A 25,014-nucleotide genomic window follows, 5' to 3' on the forward strand; every position below is an offset into this window, starting at 1 on the left:
TCCTTATTCGGCTGCCACTGAGGTAGCGCTGCGGGCCGGGATGTCCCGCATTTCCGCCTGCGCGGCCCGCATCGCCGCCACGGCCTCGTCGTCGGCGAGCTTGCGCCGCGCGCGCCGCTCTTGGAGCAGGCGGATCACGCGGGTCGTGTTGGCGTAGGGCTCGTGGCTCTGCTGGCGGCAGAGGCGGTCGTCCTCGTCGTTGGGGCGGCGCACGACCTCGATGACGTCGCCCTGCCGCTCGATCAGGCCCATCAGCTCGAAGGCGTAGAGCCAGTGCTCCATCGTCCGGTAGCCCCACTTCTCGGCGAACAGCGTCGAGTTGCGGATCACCGTGTCCATGTGGTGGATCGGCGGCATCGCGTGGGGGTGGTACTGGTGGTAGACCCGCGCGCCGCGCACCCACCAGATCGGCAGGCCGAGATGGTCGAGCGTCTTGCCGAAGTCGGTGTCCTCGCCGCCGTAGCCCTCGAACCGCTCGTCGAAGCCGCCCACGATGTCCCAGTCGGCGCGCCGCATCGCGAAGTTCAGCGACCAGAAGCAGCGGTAGTCGCGGCACAGTTCGCGCGGGCCCGCGGGCGGGCCCTGCCGGTCGGAATGCTTCTCGGCCACCTTGTCGAAGGACTCGTACTTCCAGCCGGGCGCGTTCTGGCCCGAGGGCAGGTACATCACCTCGCCCATCATCACGCCGCCCTCCTCGGCGGCGCGGCGGGCGTAGTCCTTCACGAGGGTGGGCCCGGGGATGCAGTCGACGTCCACGAAGGCCAGCACGTCGCCCGACGCGGCCCGTGCCACGGCGTTGCGCGCGGCCGCGAGCGGGAGTTCGTGGCCGGTCCGCACCTTGACCTGCCGGATCGGGAAGGGCGCGTCGGGCAGGGCGTAGTCGTCCGCCTGCATCACGCCGACGACGAGTTCATGCGGCATCACCGTCTGGCGGGTCAGGCCCCGCACGACGTTCGAGAGGTGTTCGGCGCGGCCCTTGGCGAGGGTCAGCACCGAGGTCCGTTGCAGGGCGGACGTGTCGGTCATCTCGGTCATTCTCCGGCTAGTTTGAAGGGAACGGGAGCGGTCGGGGCGGTCCGGCCCCCCGACCACAGCGACGTGGCGAGGCCGTCCAGCCAGCGCGCCGCGTGGGCGGCCGCGTCGGGACGGATCATCGCGCGCTGGCGGGCCGCGTCGTGGGACGCGCGCGCCTCGGCCAGCGCCTCGCGCCACGCGGGCGCGGAGGAGGGAAGATGGGGCAGGTGGTGGGCGGCGCCCGCGCGGTGGAGCGCGCAGGCCTTCTCCACCTGCTCGTCGAAATAGCGCCATTCCGGAACGGCGAGCCACGGCACGCCCGCCGCGAGCACCTGCTGGCACGTCGTGTTGCCCGTCGAGGCGACGATCATGTCGGCGCTCGCGATGTGGTCCGGCGCGTCGTCGACCCAGCCGCGATGCTCGAGGTTGGGCGGCTCGGTCGCGTGCCAGTTGCGCTCGACGGTGCCGATGGTGATCCAGCGGGCCGAGGGCACCGCGCGGGCGCCCACGCCCAAGGGCGCCGCGTGCACGCCGCTGCCGCCGCCGCCCGAGAGGACGAGGATCATCTCCTCGTCCGCGCCGACGCCGATCCGCTCGCGCGCGGCGGCGCGGTCGGGCATCTCCGTGCGCACGCCCAAGCCCCCCGCGAAGCAGGTCCGCGCGAGCCACGCCTCGTCCCAGTCGGGCTGCGAGAGGGCCGCGTCGAAGGGGGCGAGCACGCCCGCCGCGCCGTCCAGCGCCGCGCGGTGGCCGGGATCGGTGCGCCGCCCGTGCTGGAGCGAGACCACGTGGGGGACCGACATGAGCCGCGCGAGCTGCGCGACCTCGGCGCTCACGTCCGAGACGACCAAGGCGGGATCGGCCCGGCGCATCCAGTCGGCCATCGTCCCCATCGCCTCGCGGATGGCGGGCCAGCCCAGCGGGGCGCAGTGCACCGTGTCGGGCTCCGGCAGGTCGATCGGCGTCTCGTCGCCGCGCGCCTCGAACAGCGAGGGGATGGGCACGACCGAGACGCGCGGCGGCAGGGGCGGGAAGATCGCGGGCTTGGCGCAGAACACGGTGACGGGCCGGTCCGGCGGCAGGGCGTGCAGCAGGTCGGCCGTCCGCTCGGCGTGGCCGCGGCCCTGATGGTGGACGAACCACCCGAGGGGCCGGTCGCCGCTCATGGGCGGACCGCCGGGGCGAAGGCCACGCGGCGCGCGGGCACCGCCGCCGCGGGGGCCGCGGCGAGGCCGAGGCTGGCGAGCCCCTCCAGCACCCCGTCCGCGTAGGGCGCGACCGCGCGGATCAGGCCGGGCCGGGGCGGCAGGTCCAGTTCCGGCAGCGCGTTGCCCACCAGGATCGCGGCGCCCGCCGCGCGCAGCATCGACGCGTCGTTGCCGCTGTCCCCGCAGGCGATGCAGTCGTTGACCGACAGCCCCCAGATCTCCGCGACCCGGGCCATCGCGCTCGCCTTGTCGGCGCGGGGGGCGAGCACGTCGATCAGGTTCTCGTGGCTGTGGATCACCGTGGCGTCCACGCCCGCGTTGCGGAGCACGCGCACGACGCGCACCGCCTCGACGCGGTCGCCGGTCAGGCCCAGCTTCCACCGCCGCTGCTCCACCTCGTCCTGGAACGTCGCGCCCGCACCCGACAGGGCGGTGCGGGCGGCCTCCGCGTCCCAGCCTTGCGAGATGCGCGCGGCATAGGTCTCGTCGAGCGTCGCGCGCCCGCCTACGTCGGGCAGGTGCAGCTCGGTGCCCACCGCCGTGACGAAGGCGTCCGGCTCGGGCAGGTCCCACCGGGCGAGGATGCGCCGCGCCTCGGTCAGCGAGCGGCCCGTCGCCACGGCCCACGGCATCCCCGCCGAGGCCAGCCAGCGCCGCAGCCGTCGCGCGCCCGCGCGGCTCCCGGTGAGGGTGCCGTCGATGTCGCTGACCAGCAGGCGGCGCGCTCCCCGGTGGGGGCGCCCTGCCGGACGGCGGGGCGCCTCGGCGAGCTTGGCGTAGATCGAGGTCGTGCGGGTGGCGTAGTCGTCCCACGAGTAGCGGGAGAGGTTCCGCTCCGCCGCCGCGGCATGGGCGGCGTGGCGGGCGGGATCGGAGACGACGGCGCGGATCGCCTCGCCCATCGCACGCACGTCCGTGGGATCGACGAGGACGCCGTGCCCGATGTCCGAGAGGATGTCGCGCGGCCCGCCCCGGTCGGTCGCCACCACCGGCAGGCGGTGGGTCGCGGCCTCGAGGAGCGTGAGGCCGAACGGCTCGTGCAGGGCCGGGTTCACGAACACCCCGCCCGAGCGCGCCGCGAGCCGGTAGAGCTGCGGCACGTCCGAGGCGACGTGCCGCTGGGGCAGGGCGAGGCGCCCGTAGAGGTCGTACCGGTCCATCCCCTCCATCAGGGCGCGGAGCGTGGCGCGCTGCTCGGCGCCGCCGCTCTCCGGCCCGTCGCGCAGGCCCGCCACGATGGCGAGGTTGGCGCGCTCGCGCAGGCCGGGCGTTGTGGCGTAGGCCTCCACGAGCGCGGGGAGATTCTTCTTGGCGACGGGCCGCGCGATGGTCAGGATCAGCGGCTTGCCCGGGTCGCGCAGGAACCGCGCGAGCAGCGCCTCCGCCCCCGCCGTGCCGTCCCGTTCGGCCATCCAGACGCCGGGCGAGGCGCGGTGCGTCCGCCCCTCCGCGTCCGTGCCGTAGGCCGTCACCTGCCGCTCCGCCTCGTCGCGCGACGAGACCACCACGGCGTCGGCGCGGGCGATGGCGTCCCGCTCCCGCGCGATGCGGCGCGCCAAGGCCGGGTCGGCGCCCATGCAGCCCCGCTTGTCGATCCCCAGCGAATGCGGCGTGTAAATCACGGGGATGCCCCATCGGTCGCGCGCCGCCAGCGCGAGCTCGGCGGCGTCGGCGAAGTGGGCGTGGATCGCGTCGGGCCTCGGCCCGCGCGCCAGCATCCGCAGGAAGCTCGCGCGCAGGTCCGGCAGCGCGGCCTCGAGGTCGTCCTTGTCGAGGTAGCCCGGCCCGCCCCCCGCGATGCGGCGGATGCGCGTGACGCCGTCCACCGGCTCGACGGCGCGGGCATGCGCGCTGTCGAGGGCGGGGTCCGAGAAGGCGCGGGTGACGATGTCGATGCGGGCCACGTCGCCCCGCCGCGCCTGCGCGGCGGCGGCGCCGAGGACGTAGGCGATGTGGCCGCCGGTGTCCTCGGTCACTCCTAGGCGGATGGGCGGCGCCTTCAGGCAGCCGCCGAGGGCGACGTGCATGACATACATCGGATTTCGCTCGCTTGCAGGTTGTGCCCTTCCAACCCACCCCCTCCCCCCCGGTTCCGCCCCGGACGACGGAAAAATCACCCTTGACGTAGAACCCGCCCCCCCTAGATGCGCGGTCCATTCATCTGTTTTTCCACAGGAAAATCCCGACCCCGCGGGGCGGGCGTCATCCGGCGCGCATCCGCAGCGGCAGGCTCGCCGGCGCCTCGGCCAAGCGGTCGAGGAAGGTCTCCGCCCAGTGGCCCACGTCGTCGCGGAACACCCCCTCGCGCAGGGCCGCGTGCCGCGCGCGCCGCTCCGCGGCGGGCATCCGCAGCGCCCGGTCGATGGCGGCGGCGAACCCCGCCTCGTCGTAGGGGTTCACGAGCAGCGCCTCGGTCATTTGCTCCGCCGCGCCGGCGAAGTGGGACAGGATCAGCACGCCCGGGTCGTCGGGATCCTGGGCGGCCACGTACTCCTTGGCCACGAGGTTCATCCCGTCGGCCAAGGGCGTCACCAGCGCGACGTCGGCGCGCCTGTAGAGCGCGGCGAGGCGGTCGCGGTCGACATGGGAGCGCACGTAGCGGATCGGCGTCCAGTCCAGCGTCGAATGCGCGCCGTTGATCGAGCCCGCCGTGCGCTCGAGATCCTCGCGGATATCCTGATACGCCACCACGTCGCCGCGGCTCACGGGCGCGATCTGCAGGTAGGTCGGCTTCACGTCCGGGTCGCGGTGCTCGGCGAGGTAGGTGCCGAACGCGTCGAACCGCTTCACCAGCCCCTTGGAGTAGTCGAGTCGGTCCACCCCCAGCAGCAGGGGGGAATCCCGCGTCGGCAGCGTGAGGCGCGGCAGCACCCCCGCCTCGGCCGTGCGCGCGAAGCCCTCCGCGTCGATCCCGATCGGGAAGCGCCGAACCGAGAAGGTCCGCCCCTGCCGCGACAGCATCCCGTTGTTGAGGAGTTCGGTGTGAGGGTCATGGCGCAGCAGCTCCAGCGCCGCGATCACGTCCCGCTCGGTCTGGAGGCCGAGGAGGTCGTGCGCCGCGAGCCACGCCGGCAGCATCGCCACCTGCGGCAGCGCCATGGCGTCGGTCGGGCCGGGGAAGGGGATGTGCAGGAACAGGCCGATCCGGTTCTCGACGCCCATCTGCCGCAGCTCGTGGGCGAGCATGAGGAAGTGGTAGTCGTGGATCCAGATCATGTCGTCCGGCTCCAGCCGGTCGCGCAGGGCGCGCGCGACGCGGCGGTTCACCGCGACGTAGTGGTCGAAGTCCCCCTCCGACACGGCCACGAGGTCCGGACGGTGGTGGAAGAGCGGCCAGAGGACCGAGTTGGAGTAGCCGAGGTAGTAGCCCTCCTGCTCCGCATGGCTCAGCGGGAAGGCGAAGCGCTGGTAGGCGCCGGTCGGGTCGGGGCCGAGGTCGCGCAGCCCGCCCGAGGTGTCGCCGCCCGGCTCGTCCGCGCCGATCCAAGACCCGCCCGTGCCGCGCAGCGCCTCGTCGAGCGCGTAGATCAGCCCGCCCGCCGGCACGTCGCCCTTGGGCACGCGGTTCGAGACGACGACGAGGCGCCCCCGCGACCGGCCGCGCGGTGAGGATCCGTCAGGCAAGCCAGTCCTCCAAGAGGTCGAGCAGGTCGTCCGGGCCGCCAAGGCGGTGGTTCGCGACCGTCTCCGCCGCGCCGACCTTGATCGCCGCCCCGCCGCGCCCTTGGACGAGGTCCAGCGCGGGCTCGTCGGTGAGGTCGTCGCCGGCGTAGATCGGCACCGTGTCCATCAGGTCGGGCCGCGCGAGGAGACGCTTGAGCGCGACGTCCTTGCCCACGCAGTCGGGCTTGAGCTCGTAGGCCATCAGCGCGGGCTGCAGCTTGAAGCCGTCGGCGGCGCAGGCCAGCGCCTCCATGAACTTCAGCGCCACGCCGCCCAGTTCCTCGGCCTGCCGGTAGTGCAGGACCACGCCCGAGGGCTTCGGCTCGACGAGGAACTCGGGCCGCAGGGCACCGAAGTCGCCCACCAGCCGCTGGAGCCGGGCCACGGTGTCGAGGTCGAAGTCCTGGACCTGGCTCCACTCCATGTCGACGCGGAACTCCGCGCCGTGGGTGCCGATCATGTGCCCGCGGAATCCGGGGAGGAAGTGCTCCAGCGCCTCGATCGACCGCCCCGACACGAGGCCCACGCGCCCGTCCAGCCGGTCCATCGCCCGCGACAGCAGGTTCGGGACGCGCGGATCCACCACCACGTCCTGCGGGCGCGCCGCGATCTCCACGAGGCTGCCGTCGAAGTCGAGGAACAGCGCCGCCTCCGCCGGGTCGGGCAGGGCGATGCCGTCGGAGGCCGCCACGGCGGCGTCCTGCTGCATGAAGCCGGTCATCTGATAGTACTGCATCCCTCGGACCTCCCTAAGGCAACCCGGCATCCGCCGGGCCGTTCCCTCCCCCCGCCGCGAAGGCGGGGATTCACTCGGCGGCGACCCGCAGGTGCGGCGCCGCGCGCGCGCTCCCGTGCCGCATCGCCTGGACGGCGAGCGTCGCCTCGACCATGCCGTCCTTGCTGCCGCAATCGTGCCGCGTCCCGGAGAAGCGGAAGGCGTGGATGCCGCCCATCGCCGCGATGGCGTCGGTCAGCTGCACCTCGCCCCCCGCGCCGGTCCCGGTGCCGCGGAGCACGTCGAAGATAGCCGAACCAAGGACATAGCGCCCGACGGCCGCCAGTCGAGAGGGCGCGTCGTCGGGATCCGGCTTCTCCACGAACCCGGTGGCGGCGCGGACGGGTCCCCGCTCGGGGGTGCCTTCGCCGCAGTCGAAGATGCCGTAGGAGGAGACGCGCTCGCGCGGCACCTCCTGCGCGGCCACGAGGCTGCGCATGGCCCCGGTCCACGCCTCCGCCATCTCGGCCAGCGCAGGCGACCCGAGGATCAGGTCGTCGGGCAGGATGACGCCAACCGGCCCGCCGCCGACCACCGCCTCGGCGCCGCACAGGACCGCGTGGCCGAGGCCCAGCGGCTCGTCCTGCATCACGAACGTGACCTCCACGCCGTCGGGCAGGCGGGAGGAGCGGACGACCTCCAGCAGGTCGGCCTTCCCCTTCGCGGCCAGCGACGCCTCGAGTTCGGGCTGGGGCGCGAACCAGTCCTCGATGGCCGCCTTGTCGGGGTGCGACACCATCACGAGGCGGCGCGCCCCGGCGGCCAGCGCCTCCTCGACGGCGAAGTGCAGCAGCGGCGTGTCGTAGACGGGCAGGAGCTCCTTCGGCGTCACCTTGGTGGCCGGCAGCATCCGCGTCCCCATCCCCGCGACGGGAAAGATAACCGTGTCCAGACGGGGCATGACGTTCTCCTCGATGCCTCAGCGCACCACAACCTGGGGTTGTGGGCGTCATTTGACATGAAACGTCGGACCGCGGGAGGGGGTTCCTTGCGGGGCGGCGGAAAAATGCTGCATTGCCGCATTCGCGGAACGCACTACAGCGGAACGGTTTTTCCGCTCAGGCCGCCGCCTCGCGCACGAGGTCGTGGACCCGACGGAGGTCGGCCTCGAACTTCTCGATCTCGGCCATCCTCAGGTCCTCGTCGGGCAGGCGCAGCAGGTAGGAGGGATGCACCGTCACGAGGCAGGGGCGACCGTCGCGGGTCTGCTCGACGCCGCCGCGCCGCTTGAGGATGCCCGCCCCGTTGCCCGTCAGCGCGTGGAGCGCGGTCGCGCCCATCGCGACGACCAGCTTGGGGTCGACCATCTGCAGCTCCTGCTGCAGCCACCAGTTGCAGGCGTTCACCTCCGAGGCGGCGGGCCGCTGGTGGATGCGGCGGCGCCCGCGCAGCACGAACTTGAAGTGCTTCACCGCGTTCGTGACGTAGTAGTCGTCGCGGTCGATGCCGACCCGCTCGGCGCAGTCGGTGAACATCTGGCCGGCGGGGCCGACGAAGGGCCGCCCGGCGAGGTCCTCCTTGTCGCCCGGCTGCTCGCCCACGAACATCACCGAGGCCGATCTCGGCCCCTCGCCGAACACCACCTGCGTGGCGTCGGAGTAGAGCGGGCAGCGGGTGCAGGCCGAGGCGGACTCGGCCACCTCGTCCAGCGTCTGGGAGCCGAAGAGGTCGTGCTGGGCGGGCATCTTCATGGTCGTGTCCTCCGGGGCGGGGCCGCGGGCGATGGCCGGAGCGGCGGGCGTCAGGCCCGCCTCGTGCATCTCGGCCACCCGGGACCGGGCGTTGGCGATCAGGTCGGGAATCGCCGCCGCCTCCGGAAGGTTCCGCCAATACTTCTTGGGCATCTCCGCCCGCATCGCGTCGGGCTTCAGCCGCGCGGGGTTGAAGATCGACCCGTAGTAGGTCGTCCAGAGCCCCTCCATCTCGTCGCCCTCGTCGGGGCGCGACCCGTCCTGCGCCACGAGTTCCAAGGCCCCCTCGCGGAAGCGGATCGCCACCTCGGGCGTGCGGATGGTCCAGTCCATGTCGCCGAAGCGGTCGGCGAAGAACGGGGCCGCCGCCTCCTCGATCCGGTGGTCCGGCTCGAACCATGCGGTGAACATGCGCCGGTCGGCGCGCCCGTGCTGCTCCTTGAAGCGGACAAAGGCGTGCATCTTGTGGATGTCGCGCCGGATCGCCTTGGCGATGCGCTCGGCGCGCGCGACGGCCGGGTCGGCGCGGTTCTCCAAGAAGCGCGGCTCGGACTGGAGGCGCAGCACAAGCTCGTAGGCAGTGGACAGGCCCAGATGCGTCCGCTCGGGGATGAGCGTGCGCGCGAGGTCCGGGAAGGCGCGTGGCACCCGCAGCGCGCGGGTGGGCTCGGGCAGGTCGTCCAAGGGCGCGGCGAAGAGCGGGGCCGCCTCGCCCTCCAGCCCCCACTCCACCTCGGCGGGATCGACGCGCGCGGCGGCCAGCCGCTTGGCGGCGGCGCGCCATGCGTCGAGGGTGCCGACGCGGGGCAGGCGGGGGGCGATCATGCGAACAGCTCCATCTGCTTGGGCTTCACGTAGCGGGCGCGCAGGTCCACCGCGTCGAGCGACCCCGACGGGTGGTGGTCGCGCGCCGTGACGAAGGGCAGGGCGGCCTTCACCCGGCCCCCCATGCGGCGGATGTCCTCCAGCCCCAGCGTCACCTGGCGGCGCGCCTTCACGATCCGGTCCACGATCTTGGACCCGAAGCCCGGCACGCGCAGCAGCGCCTCGCGGTCGGCGCGGTTCACGTCCACGGGGAAGCGGTCGCGGTTCGACAGCGCCCACGCCAGCTTGGGGTCCACGTCGAGGTCGAGGTTGCCGTCCGGCGCCGCAGACGTGATCTCGTCCAGCCCGAACTCGTAGTAGCGCAGGAGCCAGTCGGCTTGGTACAGCCGGTGCTCCCGCATCAGGGGCGGGTCCTTCAGCGGCAGCACGGCGGAGGCGTCGGGGATCGGCGAGAAGGCGGAGTAGTAGACCCGCTTCAGCCCGTAGGCGCCGTAGAGGCGCGTCGACTGGCCCAGCACGTCGGCGTCGGTGCTGTCGTCGGCGCCCACGATCATCTGCGTCGACTGCCCGGCGGGGGCGAAGCGGTCGCGGCGCCCGCGGAAGGTCGGCTCGTCGGCCGAGTCCTTCAGCAGCCGCACCCCCGCCATGGCCTTGCGGATGTCGGCACCGTCCTTCTCGGGCGCCAGCTCCGCGATGGAGCGGTCCTGCGGCAGCTCGATGTTGATCGACAGCCGGTCGGCGCAGCGGCCCGCCCGCTCGATCAGCTCGGGCGAGGCGTCGGGGATCGTCTTGAGGTGGACGTAGCCGCGGAAGCCGTCCGCGCGCAGCTTCTCCACGATGAGGACCATCTGCTCCATCGTGTAGTCCGACGACCGGATGATGCCCGACGAGAGGAACAGCCCCTCGATGTAGTTGCGGCGGTAGAACTCGGTCGTGAGATGCACGACCTCGTCCACGGTGAACCGCGCGCGGCGCACGTTCGAGGAGCGCCGGTTGATGCAGTAGGCGCAGTCGAAGATGCACTGGTTGGTCATCAGGATCTTCAGCAGCGAGATGCACCGCCCGTCCGGCGCGTAGGCGTGGCAGATGCCCGACCCGGTGGTCGAGCCGAGCCCCGCGCCGTCGCGCGAGTCGCGCTTCGCGCCCCCCGACGAGGAGCAGGAGGCGTCGTACTTGGCCGCGTCCGACAGGATGCCAAGCTTTTGCTGCAGCGTCATCTTTCCCATGGTGTTCATACTATGTTCACGGTGGTTCCGCTGCAAGCGGAACGATCGCCGCCGGCGGTCGTCCGCGCGCCCCTGTCGCCATGCCCGCATCGGGCGAGCGTCCGGGGCGGGCGCGCACGTCATCGTGGAACAATCCCCCCCCACGGCGACGTTGGGGGGGCGATGACGGCCTGCGGACCGTCACGCCTTCAAGACCCGCCGGGGCGCCGCGTCCCGGATGCCTGCACGGAGCGAGAGCATGAACAGCATCTTCTACATCATCGGCGTCGTCGTCGTCGTCCTGGCCGTCATCAGCTTCGTCGCCTGACGGTTCGCCGACCGACCGACCCCATCCCCCACGAGACAGGAGGACGTTCCATGTCCGACAAGACCGAAGGGAAGGGCGGCTCCAAGATCGAGACGCCCGCTCCCAACTCCCACACCACGATGACCGCCGCGTCGACCTCGTCCCCGGCGGCGAAGGCGTCGCTCGAGACGTCGTCCACGGCCACCGGCGGGCAGCAGTCCTCCGAGAAGGCCGCCGCCGAGATGGCGTCCGAGGCCAAGTCCGACGCGAAGGCGGTGAAGGCCGACGCGCAGAAGGACGCGAAGGAGATCGCAGCCGACGCGAAGGCCGCCGCCACCTCGGTCGCCGCAGACGCCAAGCAGGCCGCCGCCGAGACCGGCGCCGCCGCCAAGGCGCGCGCCTCCGAGCTGTCGGAGAAGGCCAAGGCCGAGGCGGCCGCGCTGGCCGACCGGGCCAAGTCGACCGCGTCCGAGACGGCGCACGGCTACAAGGACCAGGCGGCCTCCGTCGTCGACGAGCAGGCGAGCGCGCTGCGCTCCGCCGGGCGCGAGTTCGGCGAGGACAGCTACCAGGCCCGCGCGGCGGACTACCTCGCCGACGGCCTATCCGAGGCGGCCACGGTGATCCGCGACCGCGACTTCTCGACGATGATGGACGACGTGGAGGGCTTCGCCCGCCGCAACCCGGCGCTGTTCCTCGGCGGCGCGGCCCTGCTGGGCTTCGTCGGCGCGCGCCTGCTCAAGGCGTCCGACCGCGGCCCGCGCTACGACTACGACGACCGGGACTACGCGCGGATGGAGCCGCCGACCCCGGGCGTGCGCAACACGGCCTACGACACCCGCGTGGGCGGCTCCGCCCCCACGACGGCCGACACGGCCACCATCGGCTCGGCGACCACGTCGACGGGCCGCGTGAACGGAGCGGCGAAATGAACGATCAGAGCAAGTTCCGCGACCCCGACGTCGAGCCCGGCGGGCTGAAGGCCGCCCCCGGCATCATCTCCGAGGTGCTGACCCACGTGTCGAACCTCGTGCGCAAGGAGTTCGACCTCGCGCGCACGGAGGTCAGCGACAACATCACCAAGGCGGGCGTGGCCATCGGCCTGATCGCCGGGGCGCTCATCGTCGCGCTCGTGGCGCTGAACGTCCTCGCCGGCGCCCTCGTGGTGGCCGTGGCCGAGCTCGGCATCGACGCCGGCTGGGCCGCGCTGATCGTGGGCGGCCTGCTCGCGCTCGTCGCCTTCGCGATGGTGGCCAAGGGCACCTCCGACCTGAAACTTTCCTCGCTCGCGCCGAGCCGCACGGCCAAGAACGTCAAGCGCGACGCCGAGACCATCAAGGAGCACGTGTGATGTCCGACGACCGCAGCCCCGCCGAGATCGAGCGGGAGATCGAGGCCGAGCGCACCGCGCTGGCCCGTTCGCTGGAGGAGCTCCAGGCGACCTTCTCGCCCGAGCGCATCCTCAACCAAGTGACCGGCTACGCGAAGGACAACGGCGGCGACATCGCCAACGGCCTCGTGGAGCAGGTCAAGCGCAACCCGGTCGCCGCCGCGCTGGCGGGGGTCGGCATCGCGTGGCTGGTGGCGGGGGCGCGCAAGCCCTCCTACGCCCGGCACGACGCCTATTCGACGCGCCACGGCTACGACCCGCGCGACAACTCGGCCCAGCCGGAGTTCGCGACGCGCCGCGACCTGCGGCCCGACGACCCGTCGGACTACGAATCGCCGCAGGCCAACCCCTCGTGGGACGACCGCAGCTATCCGTCGGCGCCGGGCCTGTCCTCGCGCGGCCGTCCGATGGCGGGCGCCTACGCGGGCTACGACGACCGCCTCGAGCGCGTCGGGTCCGACGATCCGTCCGCGTGGGACAAGGCGAAGGCCGAGGCCGGCGAGGCGTGGGACGCGACCAAGGCGAAGGCCGAGGGCGCGTGGGACGCCACGAAGGACGGCGCCGAGGGCGCGTGGGACTCGACGAAGGGCGCCGCCGGCTCCGCGTGGGGCTCCACCAAGGACGGCGCCGGCGCCGCTTGGGACTCGACCAAGGGCGGGGCCGAGGGTGCTTGGGACTCGACCAAGCATGGCGCACGCGACGGCTGGGACGCGACCGCGAGCGGCGCGCATTCGGCCTATGACGGCACCCGCGGCGGGGCCCGCCACCTCTACGACGCGGCGGGCAACCGCATCTCGTCGGCGGCGGACTCGACCTCCTCGGCCTTCCGCGACTGGCAGAGCTCGGCCAAGGGCCGCTACTACACGGCCAAGGCCCGCGCGCAGGGCTACCGCGCCCGCGCCTACGCCTCGTCGGCGGACCTCCGGGCCCGGCTGAGCGACGGCACCGAGAGCCTGTCCGAGCAAGCCCGCGCGCGCGTCATGCGCGCCCGCGCCGCCGCGATGGAGGCGCAGTCCTCCGCCGAGGCGAAGCTGCGCCAAGCCTCGCGCAAGACCGGCCGCGCCTACGACAGCCAGCCGCTCGCCTTCGGGGGCATCGCGCTGGCCGTGGGCGCCCTTATCGGGGCCGGCCTGCCGCGGACCGAGACCGAGGACGACGCCTTCGGCGCCTACCGCGACCACCTCTTCGACGAGGCGCAGGCCATCTTCGACGAGGAGACCGCCAAGGCGAAGGCCGTCGCCGCCGCAGCCGTCGCCGAGGCGAAGGACATCGCCGACGAGACGGTTCAGGGCGTGAAGGCCAAGGCTGAAGGGGCCTTGGACGAGGCGAAGGCGAAGGCCGAGGGCGCGCTCGACGCGGCAAAGACCCAAGCCGAGAGCGCCGTGTCGGAGGCGAAGGGCGCCGCGAAGGACGCGAAGTCCTCCGTGCCGACCGGCAAGGCCGCGGTCGACGCGGCCGAGGCCAAGGTGACGGGGGCCGCCGAGCGCGTGGCCGACGCCGCCAAGGCCGAGGCGAAGAAGCAGGATCTGGGCGGCTCGCTCCGCAGCTGATCCGACCGCCAGTTTAGGCACGAGCAGTGGGCGCGTCCTCCGGAAGGGGGGCGCGCTCTTCGCGTGCGGGGGTCTCTTGCTGGCCCCGTCGTCGGGGCGGTTCGTGGTCCCCCGTGGGGGAAGGAAGATCGGCGCCGCGTCCCGTCGGGTTTTCCCCGGGAGGGACGGACGAACCTTGCTGCCCTGCCACGCTCGGGTGGCCTGGTCGTCTTCGAGGCCGGCCGACGAGGCGACTCCCGTGGGAGCCCGTCGGGGTCCGTCATGATCCTGTCCAGGGTCTCCCCCGGTGCGCGCAGGAAGGGTGATCGGGGCGAGCAGCTAACAATGGGTTAACGCCGCGGGGCGTGCGGAGGGATGGCGTAGGGTGGGCGACAGCCCACGCGTCCCGTGGATCTCTCTACCAACACCGGGCTGACCCACCGCCTCGAAGGGCGCCGACGCGTGGGCTTTCGCCCACCCTACGGGGCCTCCGCGCCGTCATTCCCAAGCATGGGGCCGGGGATTTCGGGGAGGGTGGCGGCGGCGAGTGCCCTTCGGCGGGACTTGGGCTTGCCACGAAGAAAGGGCGGCCCGCGGGCCGCCCTTCGGTCGTCGGGGCGTCGGGCGGATCAGGCCGCGGCGGCCTTGTTGATCCCGCCCTTGGCGAGGTCGGTCATCTTCTCGTCGCCGTCGTAGGTGTTGGACAGGTGCTTGTCCAAGTGCTGCGCCGCCTCGTCGAGGCCGAGGCGCTCGGCGAAGGCCTTGACGCAGCCGTAGCCCGCGATCGCGTAGTGGGCCATGCGCTGATACTGCGTGATGATCATCGCGTCGCGCACGTCGTCGTCGCCGAACGTCTCCTCCAGCGCGTGGGCGCGGGCCTCCTTCACGAGCCCCTCCATGCCCTTGCAATGCTCGTCGCCCGGCTCCTTGCCGTGCTCGCGGATCAGGCCCGCCATCACGTCCATGCCCGCCGAGATGCCGTTGTGGCCCTTGTGCAGCGCCTCCTTCAGGTCGGCGTTCGTGGCCGCCTTCTCCAGTTCGATCGTGACGTCCCGCGACTGCTTGCAGGCCGAGTAGAGGTCGTCGAGCTGGTCGAGATAGAGGTCCTTGAGGGTGTCCATCGCAGGGGTCTCCCGTTTGCAGGTTGGGTTCGCCGCCCAACGCGCCCCCCCCGCCCCCCGTTCCTAGGAAGCCCCGCGAAAGAAACCCGAATCGGGGCGGAACAGCGCCCCCGGTCGCCCGCGTTTCCATCGCCGAGACCAACCTGCAAACAGATCTGGAGACCCCCCATGACCACCGACCGAATCGACGCCATGAAGACCCTGCTGACGCGCCTGGTCGACAGCCGCGAGGGCTACCGCGAGTCGATCGACCACGTGGAATCCCCGCACATCAAGTCGATCTTCGAGGAGTTCATGGCGCGCCGCGACCGCAACGCCTCGGAGGTGCGCCAGTACCTCGTGCGCGAGGGCCACACGGTGGACGAGGACGGCTCGCTGCTGGCCTCGGCGCACCGCACCTTCGTGGGGCTGAAGGACGCCGTGACCGGCTCGGACGACGCCGCCACCTTGGCCGAGGTCGTGCGCGGCGAGAACGTCCTGCTCGACGCCTACGACCAAGCCCTCGAGGCGGCGGGCGGGATGGACCCGGAATACGGGTTCCTCAAGGAGCAGCACGCCTCGCTCCAGTCGGCCATCGCGCAGCTGGAGACGCGACAGGACCTCGCCGCCGAGTGATCCCGCCCACGGGGGCGTGCCGTCCGGGCGCGCCCCCTCGCCGTCCGGGACCGGATCGTCCGGGGGCCGTCCCCGCGCCATCCGATCCCACCGCCCAACAGGAGACACGCCATGAGCAAGATCGCCGTCGTCGCAGGGGGTTCGGCCGGAGTGGGCCGCGCCGTCGTGGACATGATGCTGGACCGGGGCTGGCGCGTCGCCGTGCTCGCCCGCGGCAAGGAGCGGCTGGACGAGATCGAGGCGCAGTACGGCGACCGGGTCTGGACCCGCGCCTGCGACGTCGCGGAGTGGCCGCAGGTCGAGAAGGCCGCGTCCGACCTCGTGGCCCATTGGGGCAAGCCGGACGTCTGGGTGAACTCGGCCATGCTGACCGTGATCTCGCCCTTCAAGGACATGACCGACGCCGAGTTCCGCCGCGTGACCGAGGGCACCTATCTCGGCACCGTGAACGGGGTGCGCGCAGCGCTGCAGCACATGGAGCGCGGCAACGTCGTCAACGTGGGCTCCGCGCTCTCCTACCGGGGCCTGCCGTGGCAGTCGGCCTATGTCGGCGCCAAGCATGCGGTGAACGGGTTCACGCAGTCCGTCCGCTCCGAGCTGATCCGGCAGGGGCGGCCCATCGAGATCGGCCTCGTGCAGCTGCCGGCGGTGAACACGCCGCAGTTCGACTGGGCGCGCAACCGCATGGACAACAAGCCCCAGCCCGCCGAGCCGATCTACCAGCCCGAGGTCGCCGCGCGGGGGGTGATGAAGGCCATCGACGACGACTGCCGCGAGGTGCTGGTGGGCCGCGCCGCCGTGCAGTTGGTGTTCGGCAACATGCTGGCACCGGACTACTTCGACCGGATGCTGGCCGAGAACGGCGTCGAGATGCAGCGTTCGGACCAGACCGACTGGGGGCGGGGCGACAACCTCGAGACGCCGCTGTCGGACTACCCGTCGCGGGCGCACGGCTCGTTCGACCACAAGGCCGAGGTCCAAGGCATGGCGGTGGACGCCGATGCCACGCGCAAGGCGCTGGCCATCGGCGGCGCCGCCCTCCTGTTCGGCTTGGGCGCCTTGGTGGGCCGCAGCGCGGCCCCGTCGCCGCGCCGCCGGGTCGCGCGCCGCGAGGCCCCGGTCGCCGTAGAGGAGACCGGCGCGCGCTGGGGCTACACGGACCACGCCCGCGAGACGCTGGCCCGCCACGACCGCGCCGCCGGTCACTGACGGCCCGTGGATCTCGGCGACGTGCTTCAATGGGTGGCGGCGGTCTGCGTGATCGCCGCCACGATCATGGTGTCGGTGGGCCGTCCGAAATGGCTCGTGGTGTGGGCCTTCGTCCTCTACGTCGTCGCGTCCGCCGCTTGGGTCTGGACGGGGTTCGTCAACGGGATGCCCGCGCTCTTGGCGCAGAACGCGGTGCTGCTGTGCATCAACCTGTGGGGCCTCGCGCGGTGGAAGCAGCGGGCCGAGGCCGAGGAGTCCGCGGGCGCGGTGCCCGCCGAGTGACTATCGCCGCCTGATCCACGCGAGCAGCGCGCACGCTTGCTGCGCCCATGTCGGGCGGGGCGCGTGCGGGTCGGGCGGGGTCCAGTCCGGGGCAGGGTGGTCGGCATAGGCGTCCGGATCCTCGGCCGACACGGTGCCTTCGCGGATCGCGTCGAGGAGGCGCCGGGCCTCGGCGGCGCGGGCTTCGGGCACCCAGACCGTCGCGGGCGCCACCCATCGCGCCCGCATTGGCAGGGCGCCGGTGAGGGCGCCGTTCACCACGACGGGGATGTCAGCGGCCTCCAGCGCCGCGCGGTCGAGCGCGAGGCCTGTGGCGTCCGGATGCGCCGCCACCTGCACGAAGCCGGGATAGCCGCTCACGTGAGCCAGACCGCGCCGCAGCGTCCGGGCATGTGCGTGCCGTCGAACGCCTGCGAGGCGAAGTCCGGCGCGGCCTTGGTCCGGCAGGAGGTCTCGCCGAAGTTCAGCACCGCCTCCGCCCCGCCCTCCCCGCTCGCGCCGGGCATCGCGTAGGAGAGGCGGATCACGTCGCCGTCGCGGGACCAGTCCGTCAGCTCCATGTTCGACAGCCCCGCCGCGCGCCGGAAGGCGAAGGCGCGGCGGTAGAACGCGAGGTTGCTGTCCCCGATCTCCTGGACCGCGATGCTGATCCCGTCCGGCCAGTCCATCGGCAGCCACGGGCGCCCCGTGCTGAAGCCGCGATCCTCGCCTTCGGCCCACGGGATCGGCACGCGCGCGCCCTCGCGCCCCGGCCCGTCGGGCCAGTAGAGCAGGTCGAGCGGGTCCGTCACGGCGGACTTGGGGAGCTCGGGCTGGGAGAGGCCCAGCTCCTCGCCTTGGTAGACGATGACCGGGCCGGGCGAGGCCATGAGCACGGTGGCGAGGAAGCGGACGTCCCGGTCCGAGCCGTCGCCGGACTTGTCGGCATGGCGCGGCTGGTCGTGGGAGGACAGCCACCAGCCGAGGCGGCGCGGATCCTCGGCCCGCTCGAGGCAGTCGGCATAGGCGGCGGCGGTGCCGCCGTTCTCGGGGAAGTCGGTGGTGTAGGCGGCGTCGAGGCGTCCGGGCGCGGACAGGAGGCAGGCCAGCTCGATCGACTGGTTGCCGGAGGTGACCTCGCCGAACAGGAACGTGTCCTCGCCCGCCCACCGGCGCACCCGCTCCATGAAGTCCGTCCCGTCGCCGGGCAGGATGTCGTGGGCGTGGTCCTGGTAGGTGTAGGGCACGAAGTTCTCGCCCGAGACCTTCTCCCGCACGGCCGGGGTGGCCGGCGGGTTGTCCCGCATCTCGGGGTCGAACAGGAACGAGGTCACCGCATCGAGGCGGAAGCCATCGACGCCCCGGTCGAGCCAGAAGCGCATGATCTCCGACAGCTCCTCTTGAACGCGCGGGTTGCGGAGGTTCAACGACGGCTGCTGCTTGGTGAAGTTGTGGAAGTAGTATTGCCGCCGCTTGTGGTTCCACGTCCATGCGGGCGGACCGAACTGCGACAGCCAGTTGTTCGGCTGGGTGCCGTCGGGCTTGGGATCGCGCCAGACATAGTAGTCGGCGTAGTCCGGGTCGCCGAGGATCGAGCGCTGGAACCACGGGGAGGCGTCGGAGGTGTGGTTGAACACCTGGTCGATCAGCACCTTGAGCCCGAGCTCGTGGGCGCGGTCCACGAGCCGGTCGAAGTCGTCCATCTTGCCCATCGCCGGATGCACGTCGACGTGGTCGGCCACGTCGTAGCCCCCGTCCGCCAGAGGCGAGGGGTAGAAGGGCGAGAGCCACACCGCGTCGACGCCCAGCTTCGCCACGTGGTGCAGCTTGTGCCGGATGCCGTCGAGGTCGCCGATCCCGTTGCCGGTCGTGTCGCGGAAGCTGCGGGGGTAGATCTGGTAGATGACCGGCGACTTGGGCCAGACGCGATGGGGGTTGGACATGGGGTCTCCGGACGGTGTGTCCCGCAGGTAGGGCGCGCCCTTTCGCAAGCGAGCGCGCGCTTCGAAGCAGTGGGAATGGGGGTCGACGACGCGGATGTCCTACCGCTAGCTTGTGCGCAGGCGCTTGCGGGCGCCCCCGGCGGCGCCCCTAGGTCCTCCGGGCCGGATGGCGATGCCACGGCTTACCGGGCTCGCGCGGGCACCAGCTTCCGACCGGGGAATGCCGAACGGCATCGCGCGATCGCTTCCATATACACAATGGAGGCTGGCATCATGCCGAACCTCGTCGAAACGCGTCGCGCGAAGTTTCGCGCGCAAGGTGGCCTCTGCCACTACTGTGGCCTGCCAATGTGGGAGGGTGGATCGCCCGCCCCCACGGGATGTCCGCCGGGCCTGCAGTGCACCGCCGAGCATCTGCTCCCCCGCTCGGAGGGAGGGACGAGCGCGCCGGACAACATCGTCGCCGCTTGTCTCCACTGCAATCGGACCCGGCACCGCGCGAAGGTCCCCCGCGCGCCCGCCGCGTTCAAACGCCGCGTGGCGGCCCGGATGGCACGGGGCCGATGGCATGGCCCCGACGCGAGGCGCTGGGGAGCGCTGCGACGTCCGTGAAGAGGGGGGCGCCCATAGGCGCCCCCCGACCGTCAGGCGCCGACGACCATGCCGCCGTTCGGGTGCATCGTCTGGCCGGTGTAGTACTCCCCGTCCGAGGACGCGAAGAACAGGTAGGCGGTCGCCACCTCCCACGGCTGGCCGGGGCGGCCCATCGGCGTGCCGGAGCCGAAGTCCTCGACCTCCTCGGCGGGCATGGTGCCGGGGATGAAGGGCGTCCAGATCGGGCCGGGCGCGACCGCGTTCACGGTGATCCCCTTGTCCACGAGGTTCGACGCCATCGACCGCGTGAAGGCGAGCGAGGCGCCGCGCGTCATGGAGTAGGTGACCAGCGTGCCGTGGCCCGCGAAGGCGTTCACGGACGAGGTGTTGATGATCCGCGCGCCCTTCTTGAGATGCGGCAGCGCCACCTGCGTCAGGAACATGTAGGCCATGATGTTCGAGCCGATCATCTGGCGCATCTTCTCCTCGGAGAGTTCGGTGAACTCCTCGTCGATCCACTGCTGCGCGCCGTTGTTGATCAGGATGTCGAGCTGGCCGAACTCCGAGACGGTCTTCTCGACCGCCGCCTCGCAGTTGCGCTTGATCCCGAGGTCGCCCGGCAGGAGCAGCGCCTCGCCGCCCTCCGCCTCGACCAGCCGCTTGGTCTCCTCGGCGTCGCGGTCCTCCTCGAGGTAGGCGATGGCGACCTTCGCGCCCTCGCGGGCGAACAGGACCGAGACGGCGCGGCCGATTCCCGAATCGCCGCCGGCGACCAAGGCGACCTTGCCCTCGAGCTTGCCAGAGCCGGGGTGGCGCGGGGCGTAATCGGGGGCCGGGTCCATCTTGTACTCGTGGGCGGGCATCGCGTCCTGCGACTGGGGCGGGATGTGGGGGGCGTTCATGGCGCGCTCCTTTATGGGTTGGGTCGCGGCACAACGCGCCCGGGGGGCGGGGGCGTTCCGTCGGGTCGTCCGGTTTCCCCCGCGGCGCCGGTCCGGGGCGCAATGGGTTGATAACCATGCGGAACGCTTGATCCGGCGACTGCACGGCCGCATATACCACCCGGGGTTGCAGGGGTTGGACATGGCCGAAAGCCTGAGAGCACGGCTGCGCGTGGAGACGCGCGCGGCGCATGACGCGGTGGACGCGGCGGTCGCCGACCTGGACCTGCGCCGGGCGGACGACCTGCGCGCGATGCTGCGCGGGCAGGCGGCGGCCTTCGGGGCGATGGGCGGCGCGGGGCTCGGCGACCTCGACGAGGGGCTGCGCGACCTGCGCGCCGACCTCGCCGCGCTGGGCGCGGAGATGCCGGCGCCGATGGCCCCGCCCGCCGTGGACCACCCGCTCGCCCGCCGCTACCTCTGGCTCGGCTCCCGCCTCGGCGCGCGGATGATGGCCAAAGCCCATCGCGGCGCCGACCCGCGCGCCGCCCGCGCGGGCCGCTGGCTCGCCCGGCCCGCCCCGCAGGGCGCGTGGCCCGCGCTGGTCGAGGACCTCTCGGCCCGCCCCGCCACTGGCGCGGAGGCGGACCGGATCGTCGCAGCCGCCCTCGCGTGGTTCGCCCTCTTCGAGGCCGCCGCCCTGCGGGAGGTGGCCCATGCGTGATTCCGACGGCTCCCGCTGGACCGAGGAGACGGTCGACCTCACCAACTGCGACCGCGAGCCGATCCACCAGCTCGGCCGGGTGCAGGCCTACGGCGTCCTGATCGCCATTTCCTCCGACTGGATCGTGCGCCACGTGTCGACCAACGTGGCGGACCTGCTCGGGCTGTCGCCGGACGAGATGGTCGGCACGCCGCTCTCCGACCACGTGTCCGCCGACGCGATCCGCGCGCTCCAGTCCCGGATGCAGGGGCTCGGTCGCGACCTCGAGCAGGTGCGCCTCTTCGGGCTGGAGGTGCGCGACCGCGACTGCGACGTGTCGATCCACCTGTCGGGGCGGGACGTCGTCCTCGAGCTCGAGCCGCGCCATGCGCCGCGCGCGGGCGACGAGGTCAGCCTCGTGCATCCGCTGATCGGGCGCGTCCGGCGCCGCGATACCGTCGAGGAGGTCTCCGCCGAGGCGGCGCGCGGGCTGCGGGCCCTGACGGGGTTCGACCGGGTGATGGTGTACCGCTTCGACCCGGACGGGTCGGGCACGGTGATCGCGGAGTCCGCCGCCCCGAGGATCGAGAGCTTCCTCGGCCTGCGCTACCCCGCCTCGGACATCCCCAAGCAGGCCCGCGCTCTGTACAAGCGCAGCCTCCTGCGCCTGATCGCCGACGTCGACGGCGAGACCTACCCGATCGTCCCGGAGACCAACCCGGACGGCCACGCCCCGGACCTCAGCCTGTCGGTGACGCGGGCCGTCTCGCCGATCCACCTCGAGTACCTGCGCAACATGGGGGTGCGCGCCTCCATGTCCGTCTCGATCCTGCGGAAGGGCGAGCTGTGGGGGCTGTTCGCCTGCCACCACTACGGGCCGATGAGCGTGGGCTTCGAGCGGCGCACGGCGGTGGAGCTGTTCGGGCAGCTCTTCTCCTACGAGCTCGCGCAGAAGGAATCGGACGCCGAGCGCGCGCAGGCCGAGGAGGCCCGCGCCCTGCACGACGCGCTGATCGCGCGCGTCTCGATGGGCGGCGACCTGACCGAGAGCCTCGACCTCGTGGCCGAGGAGATCGGGCGGGCGCTGCCCTTCGACGGGATCGCGATCTACTCGGGCGGCGAGTACGTCGCGCGGGGCCACGCCCCCACGCGGGAGGAGTTCCTCGGCCTCGCGCGCTACCTCAACACCACGCCCACCGCGCAGGTCTTCGCCACCCACGAGGCGCAGGCCCGCTATCCGGCGGCGGCCGAGTTCTCCAAGCCGGTGGCGGGGCTCATGGCGCTGCCGATCAGCCGGACGCCGCGCGACTACATCGTGCTGTTCCGCGACGAGGTCGCCTCCGAGGTGGTGTGGGCCGGCAACCCCGACAAGCCGGTCGAGGCGAGCGGCCCGAACGGCGTCCGACTGACCCCGCGCAAGTCCTTCGAGGCGTGGCGCCAGACGGTCCACGGGCAGTCCCGCCGCTGGAGCCGCGCGGAGATCGCGACCGCCGAGGCGCTGCGCGTCACGCTGCTCGAGGTCGTCCTCAAGATCGCCGACGAGGCCAACCGCGCCCGCAAGCTCGCCGAGGAGAAGCAGGACCTGCTGATCGCGGAGCTGAACCACCGCGTCCGCAACATCCTCAACCTGATCCGCGGCCTCGTCTCGCAGGGGCGGGCCGAGGCGGCGACGCTGGAGGGCTACACCCGCGAGCTCGACGGGCGCATCGCGGCCTTGGCGCGGGCGCACGACATGCTGACCGACGGGGCGTGGTCGGCGGCCTCGGTCAAGGAGATGCTGCGGACCGAGGCGGAGGCCTTCGCCGACGCCGACCTGCGCCAGCGCGTGGCGGTCGAGGGGGCGGACGCCGCGCTCGAGCCGACCGGCTACACCGCCGTGGCGCTGGTGATCCACGAGATGATGACCAACTCGTGCAAGTACGGCGCGCTCTCGGTGCCCGAGGGCCGCGTCGAGGTCTCGCTCGACCGGGAGGAGGACGGCGCGCTGACGATCCGGTGGCGCGACCGCTTCGGCCCCGTCGTGCGCGCGCCCACCCGGCGCGGCTTCGGGACCACCCTGATCGAGCGGTCCATCCCCTACGAGCTCAAGGGCGAGGCCGAGCTGTCCTTCGCGCCGACCGGCGTGGAGGGGCGCTTCGTGGTGCCGGCGCGCTTCGTGCGCGCCGCCCCGGACGAGGGCGCGTCCGCGCCGTCGCCCGCCGCTTCCGAGGCGGCGGGACCGCTGGAGTGGGACGGCCTCGCGCTGGTGGTCGAGGACAACATGATCATCGCGCTCGACACGTCCGACATGCTCGAGGACATGGGTGCCACCGTGCGCATGGCGGGAACCGTGGCCGAGGCGATGGCCGTCCTCGAGGCCGACGCGATCGGCCTCGCGGTGCTCGACGTGAACCTCGGCGACACGAACTCGCTGCCCGTGGCCGAGGCCTTGGCCGAGCGCGGCGTTCCCTTCGTCCTGGTGACCGGCTACGGAGACGGGGAGATCACGGCGGCCTACCCCCCGGCGCCGGTCCTGCGGAAGCCCTACGCTCCGGACGAGTTCCGGGCGCGGATCGCGGAGGTGCTGGGGTAGGGCCGCCTCGGCGGGAGGACGAACGTGGCGCGCATCGGACTGATCGGGTTGGGGACGATGGGGGCGGCGCTGGCCTCCAACATCGCCGAGAAGGGCTTCGACATCGCGGTGCACAACCGCACCCATTCCGTGACCGAGCGGTTCGTGGCGGAGGCGGGCGACCTCGCCCCCCGCATCTCGGGCCACGAGACGCTGGAGGCGTTCGTCGGTGCCATCGACCGGCCCCGCGCGATCGTGCTGATGGTCCCCGCCGGGTCCATCGTGGACGACCAGATCGACGCGCTGGCCCCGCTGCTGGACGAGGGCGACCTGATCGTCGACGCGGGCAACGCCAACTTCCACGACACCGACCGCCGCGCCGCCCGCGCCGAGGGCGAGCCGTGGCGCTTCCTCGGCCTTGGCGTCTCCGGCGGCGAGGAGGGCGCGCGCCACGGCCCGTCGATGATGGCGGGCGGCCCGCGGGAGTCGTGGGACATGGTGGAGGACATCCTCCTCGCCATCGCCGCCAAGCACGAGGGGGAGCCCTGCGCGGGCCTGCTGGGCCCCGGCGGCGCGGGCCATTTCGTGAAGATGGTCCACAACGGCATCGAATACGCCGACATGCAGATGATCGCCGAGGTCTACGGCATCCTGCGCGACGGGAACGGCATGGACGAGGACGCCATCGCCGCCGTGTTCGAGGGCTGGAACGAGGGCCCGCTCAAGTCCTACCTGATCGAGATCACGGGCAAGGTCGCGCGGGCCAAGGACGTCTCGACGGGCAAGCCGCTCCTGCAGGTGATCGTCGACGCCGCCGGCCAGAAGGGCACCGGGCGCTGGACCGCGATCGAGAGCCAGCACCTCCTGACCCCCATCCCCGCCATCGAGGCGGCGGTCGTCGCGCGCAACGTGTCGGCGCGCCGCGACGAGCGGGCGGCGGGGGAGGACGTGTTCGGCGCCGCGCCCCAACGGTTCGACTCGCTCGACCACGCAACGCTTGAGCGCGCGCTGATCGCGGGCAAGGTCATGTGCTACGCGCAGGGCTTCGTGATGATCGCGGCCACCTGCGAGGCGAACGGCTGGGACATCGACCTGCCGCAGGTCGCCCGGCTCTGGCGCGAGGGGTGCATCATCCGCTCGGCGATGCTGGACGACATGGCCTCGGCCCTCGCCGACCATCCGGGCGAGAACCTGATGCGCACGCCCCACTTCGCCGCGATCCTGAAGGACGCGCACGCCGCGCTGCGCGAGACCGTGGCCGAGGCGGCCCGCGCCGGGCACCCGGTGCCCGCCCTCGGGTCGGGCCTGTTCTACTTCGACTCCATGCGCACCGCGCGGGGCACGGCCAACATGATCCAAGGCCAGCGCGACTACTTCGGGCTGCACGGCTTCGTCCACGCGGACGGGCGGACCGACGTGCATGGTCCTTGGGCCGGAAACGAACCGGACCCCCGGACCTGATCGTTTCCCATCTCCGCCGATCCGGCACGGGATTCGGACTCGGACGGGGCGCGGGGGTGCGTTAACCT

Annotated in this window: 21 protein-coding genes; 9 read left to right on the plus strand and 12 right to left on the minus strand. The window is 72.5% G+C overall.

What is annotated here, in order from left to right:
- Positions 1 to 3: 3 nt before the first annotated feature.
- The 8 genes from JQC91_RS06845 to JQC91_RS06880 all read right to left on the minus strand — a co-directional run bounded on the left by JQC91_RS06845 (position 4) and on the right by JQC91_RS06880 (position 10,402).
- Positions 4 to 1,035, minus strand: coding sequence for a galactosyltransferase-related protein (locus tag JQC91_RS06845; RefSeq protein ID WP_238941361.1), 1,032 nt, complete (start codon positions 1,033 to 1,035; stop codon positions 4 to 6).
- Positions 1,032 to 2,180 (minus strand): glycosyltransferase, encoded by a 1,149-nt coding sequence (locus JQC91_RS06850; RefSeq protein ID WP_203286055.1) that lies wholly within the window; start codon positions 2,178 to 2,180, stop codon positions 1,032 to 1,034. The genes JQC91_RS06845 and JQC91_RS06850 overlap by 4 nt, the downstream gene beginning before the upstream one ends.
- Positions 2,177 to 4,258: an HAD-IIB family hydrolase gene (locus JQC91_RS06855; protein WP_203286056.1), complete on the minus strand. Its 2,082-nt coding sequence runs from the start codon at positions 4,256 to 4,258 to the stop codon at positions 2,177 to 2,179. The genes JQC91_RS06850 and JQC91_RS06855 overlap by 4 nt, the downstream gene beginning before the upstream one ends.
- Positions 4,259 to 4,424: 166 nt before the next feature.
- Positions 4,425 to 5,846 carry a trehalose-6-phosphate synthase gene (locus JQC91_RS06860; protein ID WP_203286057.1) on the minus strand — a complete coding sequence of 474 codons (1,422 nt, stop codon included), beginning with the start codon at positions 5,844 to 5,846 and terminating at the stop codon, positions 4,425 to 4,427.
- Positions 5,839 to 6,621 (minus strand): trehalose-phosphatase, encoded by a 783-nt coding sequence (gene otsB / locus JQC91_RS06865; protein ID WP_203286058.1) that lies wholly within the window; start codon positions 6,619 to 6,621, stop codon positions 5,839 to 5,841. The genes JQC91_RS06860 and otsB overlap by 8 nt, the downstream gene beginning before the upstream one ends.
- 70 nt (positions 6,622 to 6,691) lie before the next feature.
- A complete protein-coding gene (locus JQC91_RS06870; RefSeq protein WP_203286059.1) occupies positions 6,692 to 7,561 on the minus strand; it encodes a UTP--glucose-1-phosphate uridylyltransferase in 870 nt (289 codons plus the stop codon).
- Between the two features lie 157 nt (positions 7,562 to 7,718).
- Positions 7,719 to 9,176, minus strand: a complete 1,458-nt coding sequence (locus tag JQC91_RS06875) for a UdgX family uracil-DNA binding protein (RefSeq protein ID WP_203286060.1) — start codon at positions 9,174 to 9,176, stop codon at positions 7,719 to 7,721.
- Positions 9,173 to 10,402: a putative DNA modification/repair radical SAM protein gene (locus tag JQC91_RS06880; protein ID WP_203286061.1), complete on the minus strand. Its 1,230-nt coding sequence runs from the start codon at positions 10,400 to 10,402 to the stop codon at positions 9,173 to 9,175. Before JQC91_RS06880 ends, JQC91_RS06875 begins: the two co-directional genes overlap by 4 nt.
- 357 nt (positions 10,403 to 10,759) lie before the next feature.
- Here JQC91_RS06880 and JQC91_RS06885 point away from each other — a divergent pair, with 357 nt between their 5' ends.
- Genes JQC91_RS06885 through JQC91_RS06895 form a run of 3 tightly spaced genes read left to right on the plus strand, consistent with a single transcriptional unit; the run spans position 10,760 to position 13,628 of the window.
- Positions 10,760 to 11,620 carry a hypothetical protein gene (locus JQC91_RS06885; protein WP_203286062.1) on the plus strand — a complete coding sequence of 287 codons (861 nt, stop codon included), beginning with the start codon at positions 10,760 to 10,762 and terminating at the stop codon, positions 11,618 to 11,620.
- Entirely contained in the window at positions 11,617 to 12,039 is a 423-nt protein-coding gene (locus JQC91_RS06890; RefSeq protein WP_203286063.1) for a phage holin family protein, read from the plus strand. The genes JQC91_RS06885 and JQC91_RS06890 overlap by 4 nt, the downstream gene beginning before the upstream one ends.
- Positions 12,039 to 13,628 carry a DUF3618 domain-containing protein gene (locus tag JQC91_RS06895; RefSeq protein WP_203286064.1) on the plus strand — a complete coding sequence of 530 codons (1,590 nt, stop codon included), beginning with the start codon at positions 12,039 to 12,041 and terminating at the stop codon, positions 13,626 to 13,628. The genes JQC91_RS06890 and JQC91_RS06895 overlap by 1 nt, the downstream gene beginning before the upstream one ends.
- Positions 13,629 to 14,236: 608 nt before the next feature.
- Here the strand turns inward: JQC91_RS06895 and JQC91_RS06900 are convergent.
- On the minus strand, positions 14,237 to 14,728 hold the full coding sequence (locus JQC91_RS06900) for a DUF892 family protein (RefSeq protein WP_203286065.1): 492 nt from the start codon (positions 14,726 to 14,728) through the stop codon (positions 14,237 to 14,239).
- Between the two features lie 168 nt (positions 14,729 to 14,896).
- Here JQC91_RS06900 and JQC91_RS06905 point away from each other — a divergent pair, with 168 nt between their 5' ends.
- The 3 genes from JQC91_RS06905 to JQC91_RS06915 all read left to right on the plus strand — a co-directional run bounded on the left by JQC91_RS06905 (position 14,897) and on the right by JQC91_RS06915 (position 16,834).
- On the plus strand, positions 14,897 to 15,343 hold the full coding sequence (locus JQC91_RS06905; RefSeq protein ID WP_203286066.1) for a PA2169 family four-helix-bundle protein: 447 nt from the start codon (positions 14,897 to 14,899) through the stop codon (positions 15,341 to 15,343).
- Positions 15,344 to 15,454: 111 nt separating this feature from the next.
- Positions 15,455 to 16,552, plus strand: coding sequence for an SDR family oxidoreductase (locus tag JQC91_RS06910; RefSeq protein ID WP_203286067.1), 1,098 nt, complete (start codon positions 15,455 to 15,457; stop codon positions 16,550 to 16,552).
- Positions 16,553 to 16,558: 6 nt separating this feature from the next.
- Entirely contained in the window at positions 16,559 to 16,834 is a 276-nt protein-coding gene (locus JQC91_RS06915) for a hypothetical protein (protein WP_203286068.1), read from the plus strand.
- Here the strand turns inward: JQC91_RS06915 and JQC91_RS06920 are convergent, their stop codons facing one another.
- From JQC91_RS06920 to JQC91_RS06935, 3 genes are all read right to left on the minus strand, one after another.
- Entirely contained in the window at positions 16,835 to 17,194 is a 360-nt protein-coding gene (locus JQC91_RS06920; protein WP_203286069.1) for a DUF2007 domain-containing protein, read from the minus strand.
- Positions 17,191 to 18,756 carry an alpha-amylase family glycosyl hydrolase gene (locus JQC91_RS06925; RefSeq protein ID WP_203286070.1) on the minus strand — a complete coding sequence of 522 codons (1,566 nt, stop codon included), beginning with the start codon at positions 18,754 to 18,756 and terminating at the stop codon, positions 17,191 to 17,193. The genes JQC91_RS06920 and JQC91_RS06925 overlap by 4 nt, the downstream gene beginning before the upstream one ends.
- A gap of 644 nt (positions 18,757 to 19,400) precedes the next feature.
- The gene (locus JQC91_RS06935) at positions 19,401 to 20,252 is read right to left on the minus strand and encodes an SDR family oxidoreductase (RefSeq protein WP_203286072.1); all 852 of its coding nucleotides are present in this window, start codon (positions 20,250 to 20,252) and stop codon (positions 19,401 to 19,403) included.
- A gap of 181 nt (positions 20,253 to 20,433) precedes the next feature.
- Between JQC91_RS06935 and JQC91_RS06940 the strand changes: the two genes are divergently transcribed.
- Genes JQC91_RS06940 through gndA form a run of 3 tightly spaced genes read left to right on the plus strand, consistent with a single transcriptional unit; the run spans position 20,434 to position 24,946 of the window.
- On the plus strand, positions 20,434 to 20,955 hold the full coding sequence (locus JQC91_RS06940; protein ID WP_203286073.1) for a hypothetical protein: 522 nt from the start codon (positions 20,434 to 20,436) through the stop codon (positions 20,953 to 20,955).
- Positions 20,948 to 23,506, plus strand: a complete 2,559-nt coding sequence (locus tag JQC91_RS06945) for an HWE histidine kinase domain-containing protein (RefSeq protein ID WP_203286074.1) — start codon at positions 20,948 to 20,950, stop codon at positions 23,504 to 23,506. Before JQC91_RS06940 ends, JQC91_RS06945 begins: the two co-directional genes overlap by 8 nt.
- 24 nt (positions 23,507 to 23,530) lie before the next feature.
- Positions 23,531 to 24,946 carry an NADP-dependent phosphogluconate dehydrogenase gene (gene gndA / locus JQC91_RS06950; protein WP_343069924.1) on the plus strand — a complete coding sequence of 472 codons (1,416 nt, stop codon included), beginning with the start codon at positions 23,531 to 23,533 and terminating at the stop codon, positions 24,944 to 24,946.
- The last annotated feature ends 68 nt before the right edge of the window (positions 24,947 to 25,014 follow it).

This window comes from Jannaschia sp. Os4 (genome assembly GCF_016820245.1).
Taxonomy (GTDB): Bacteria; Pseudomonadota; Alphaproteobacteria; order Rhodobacterales; family Rhodobacteraceae; genus Jannaschia.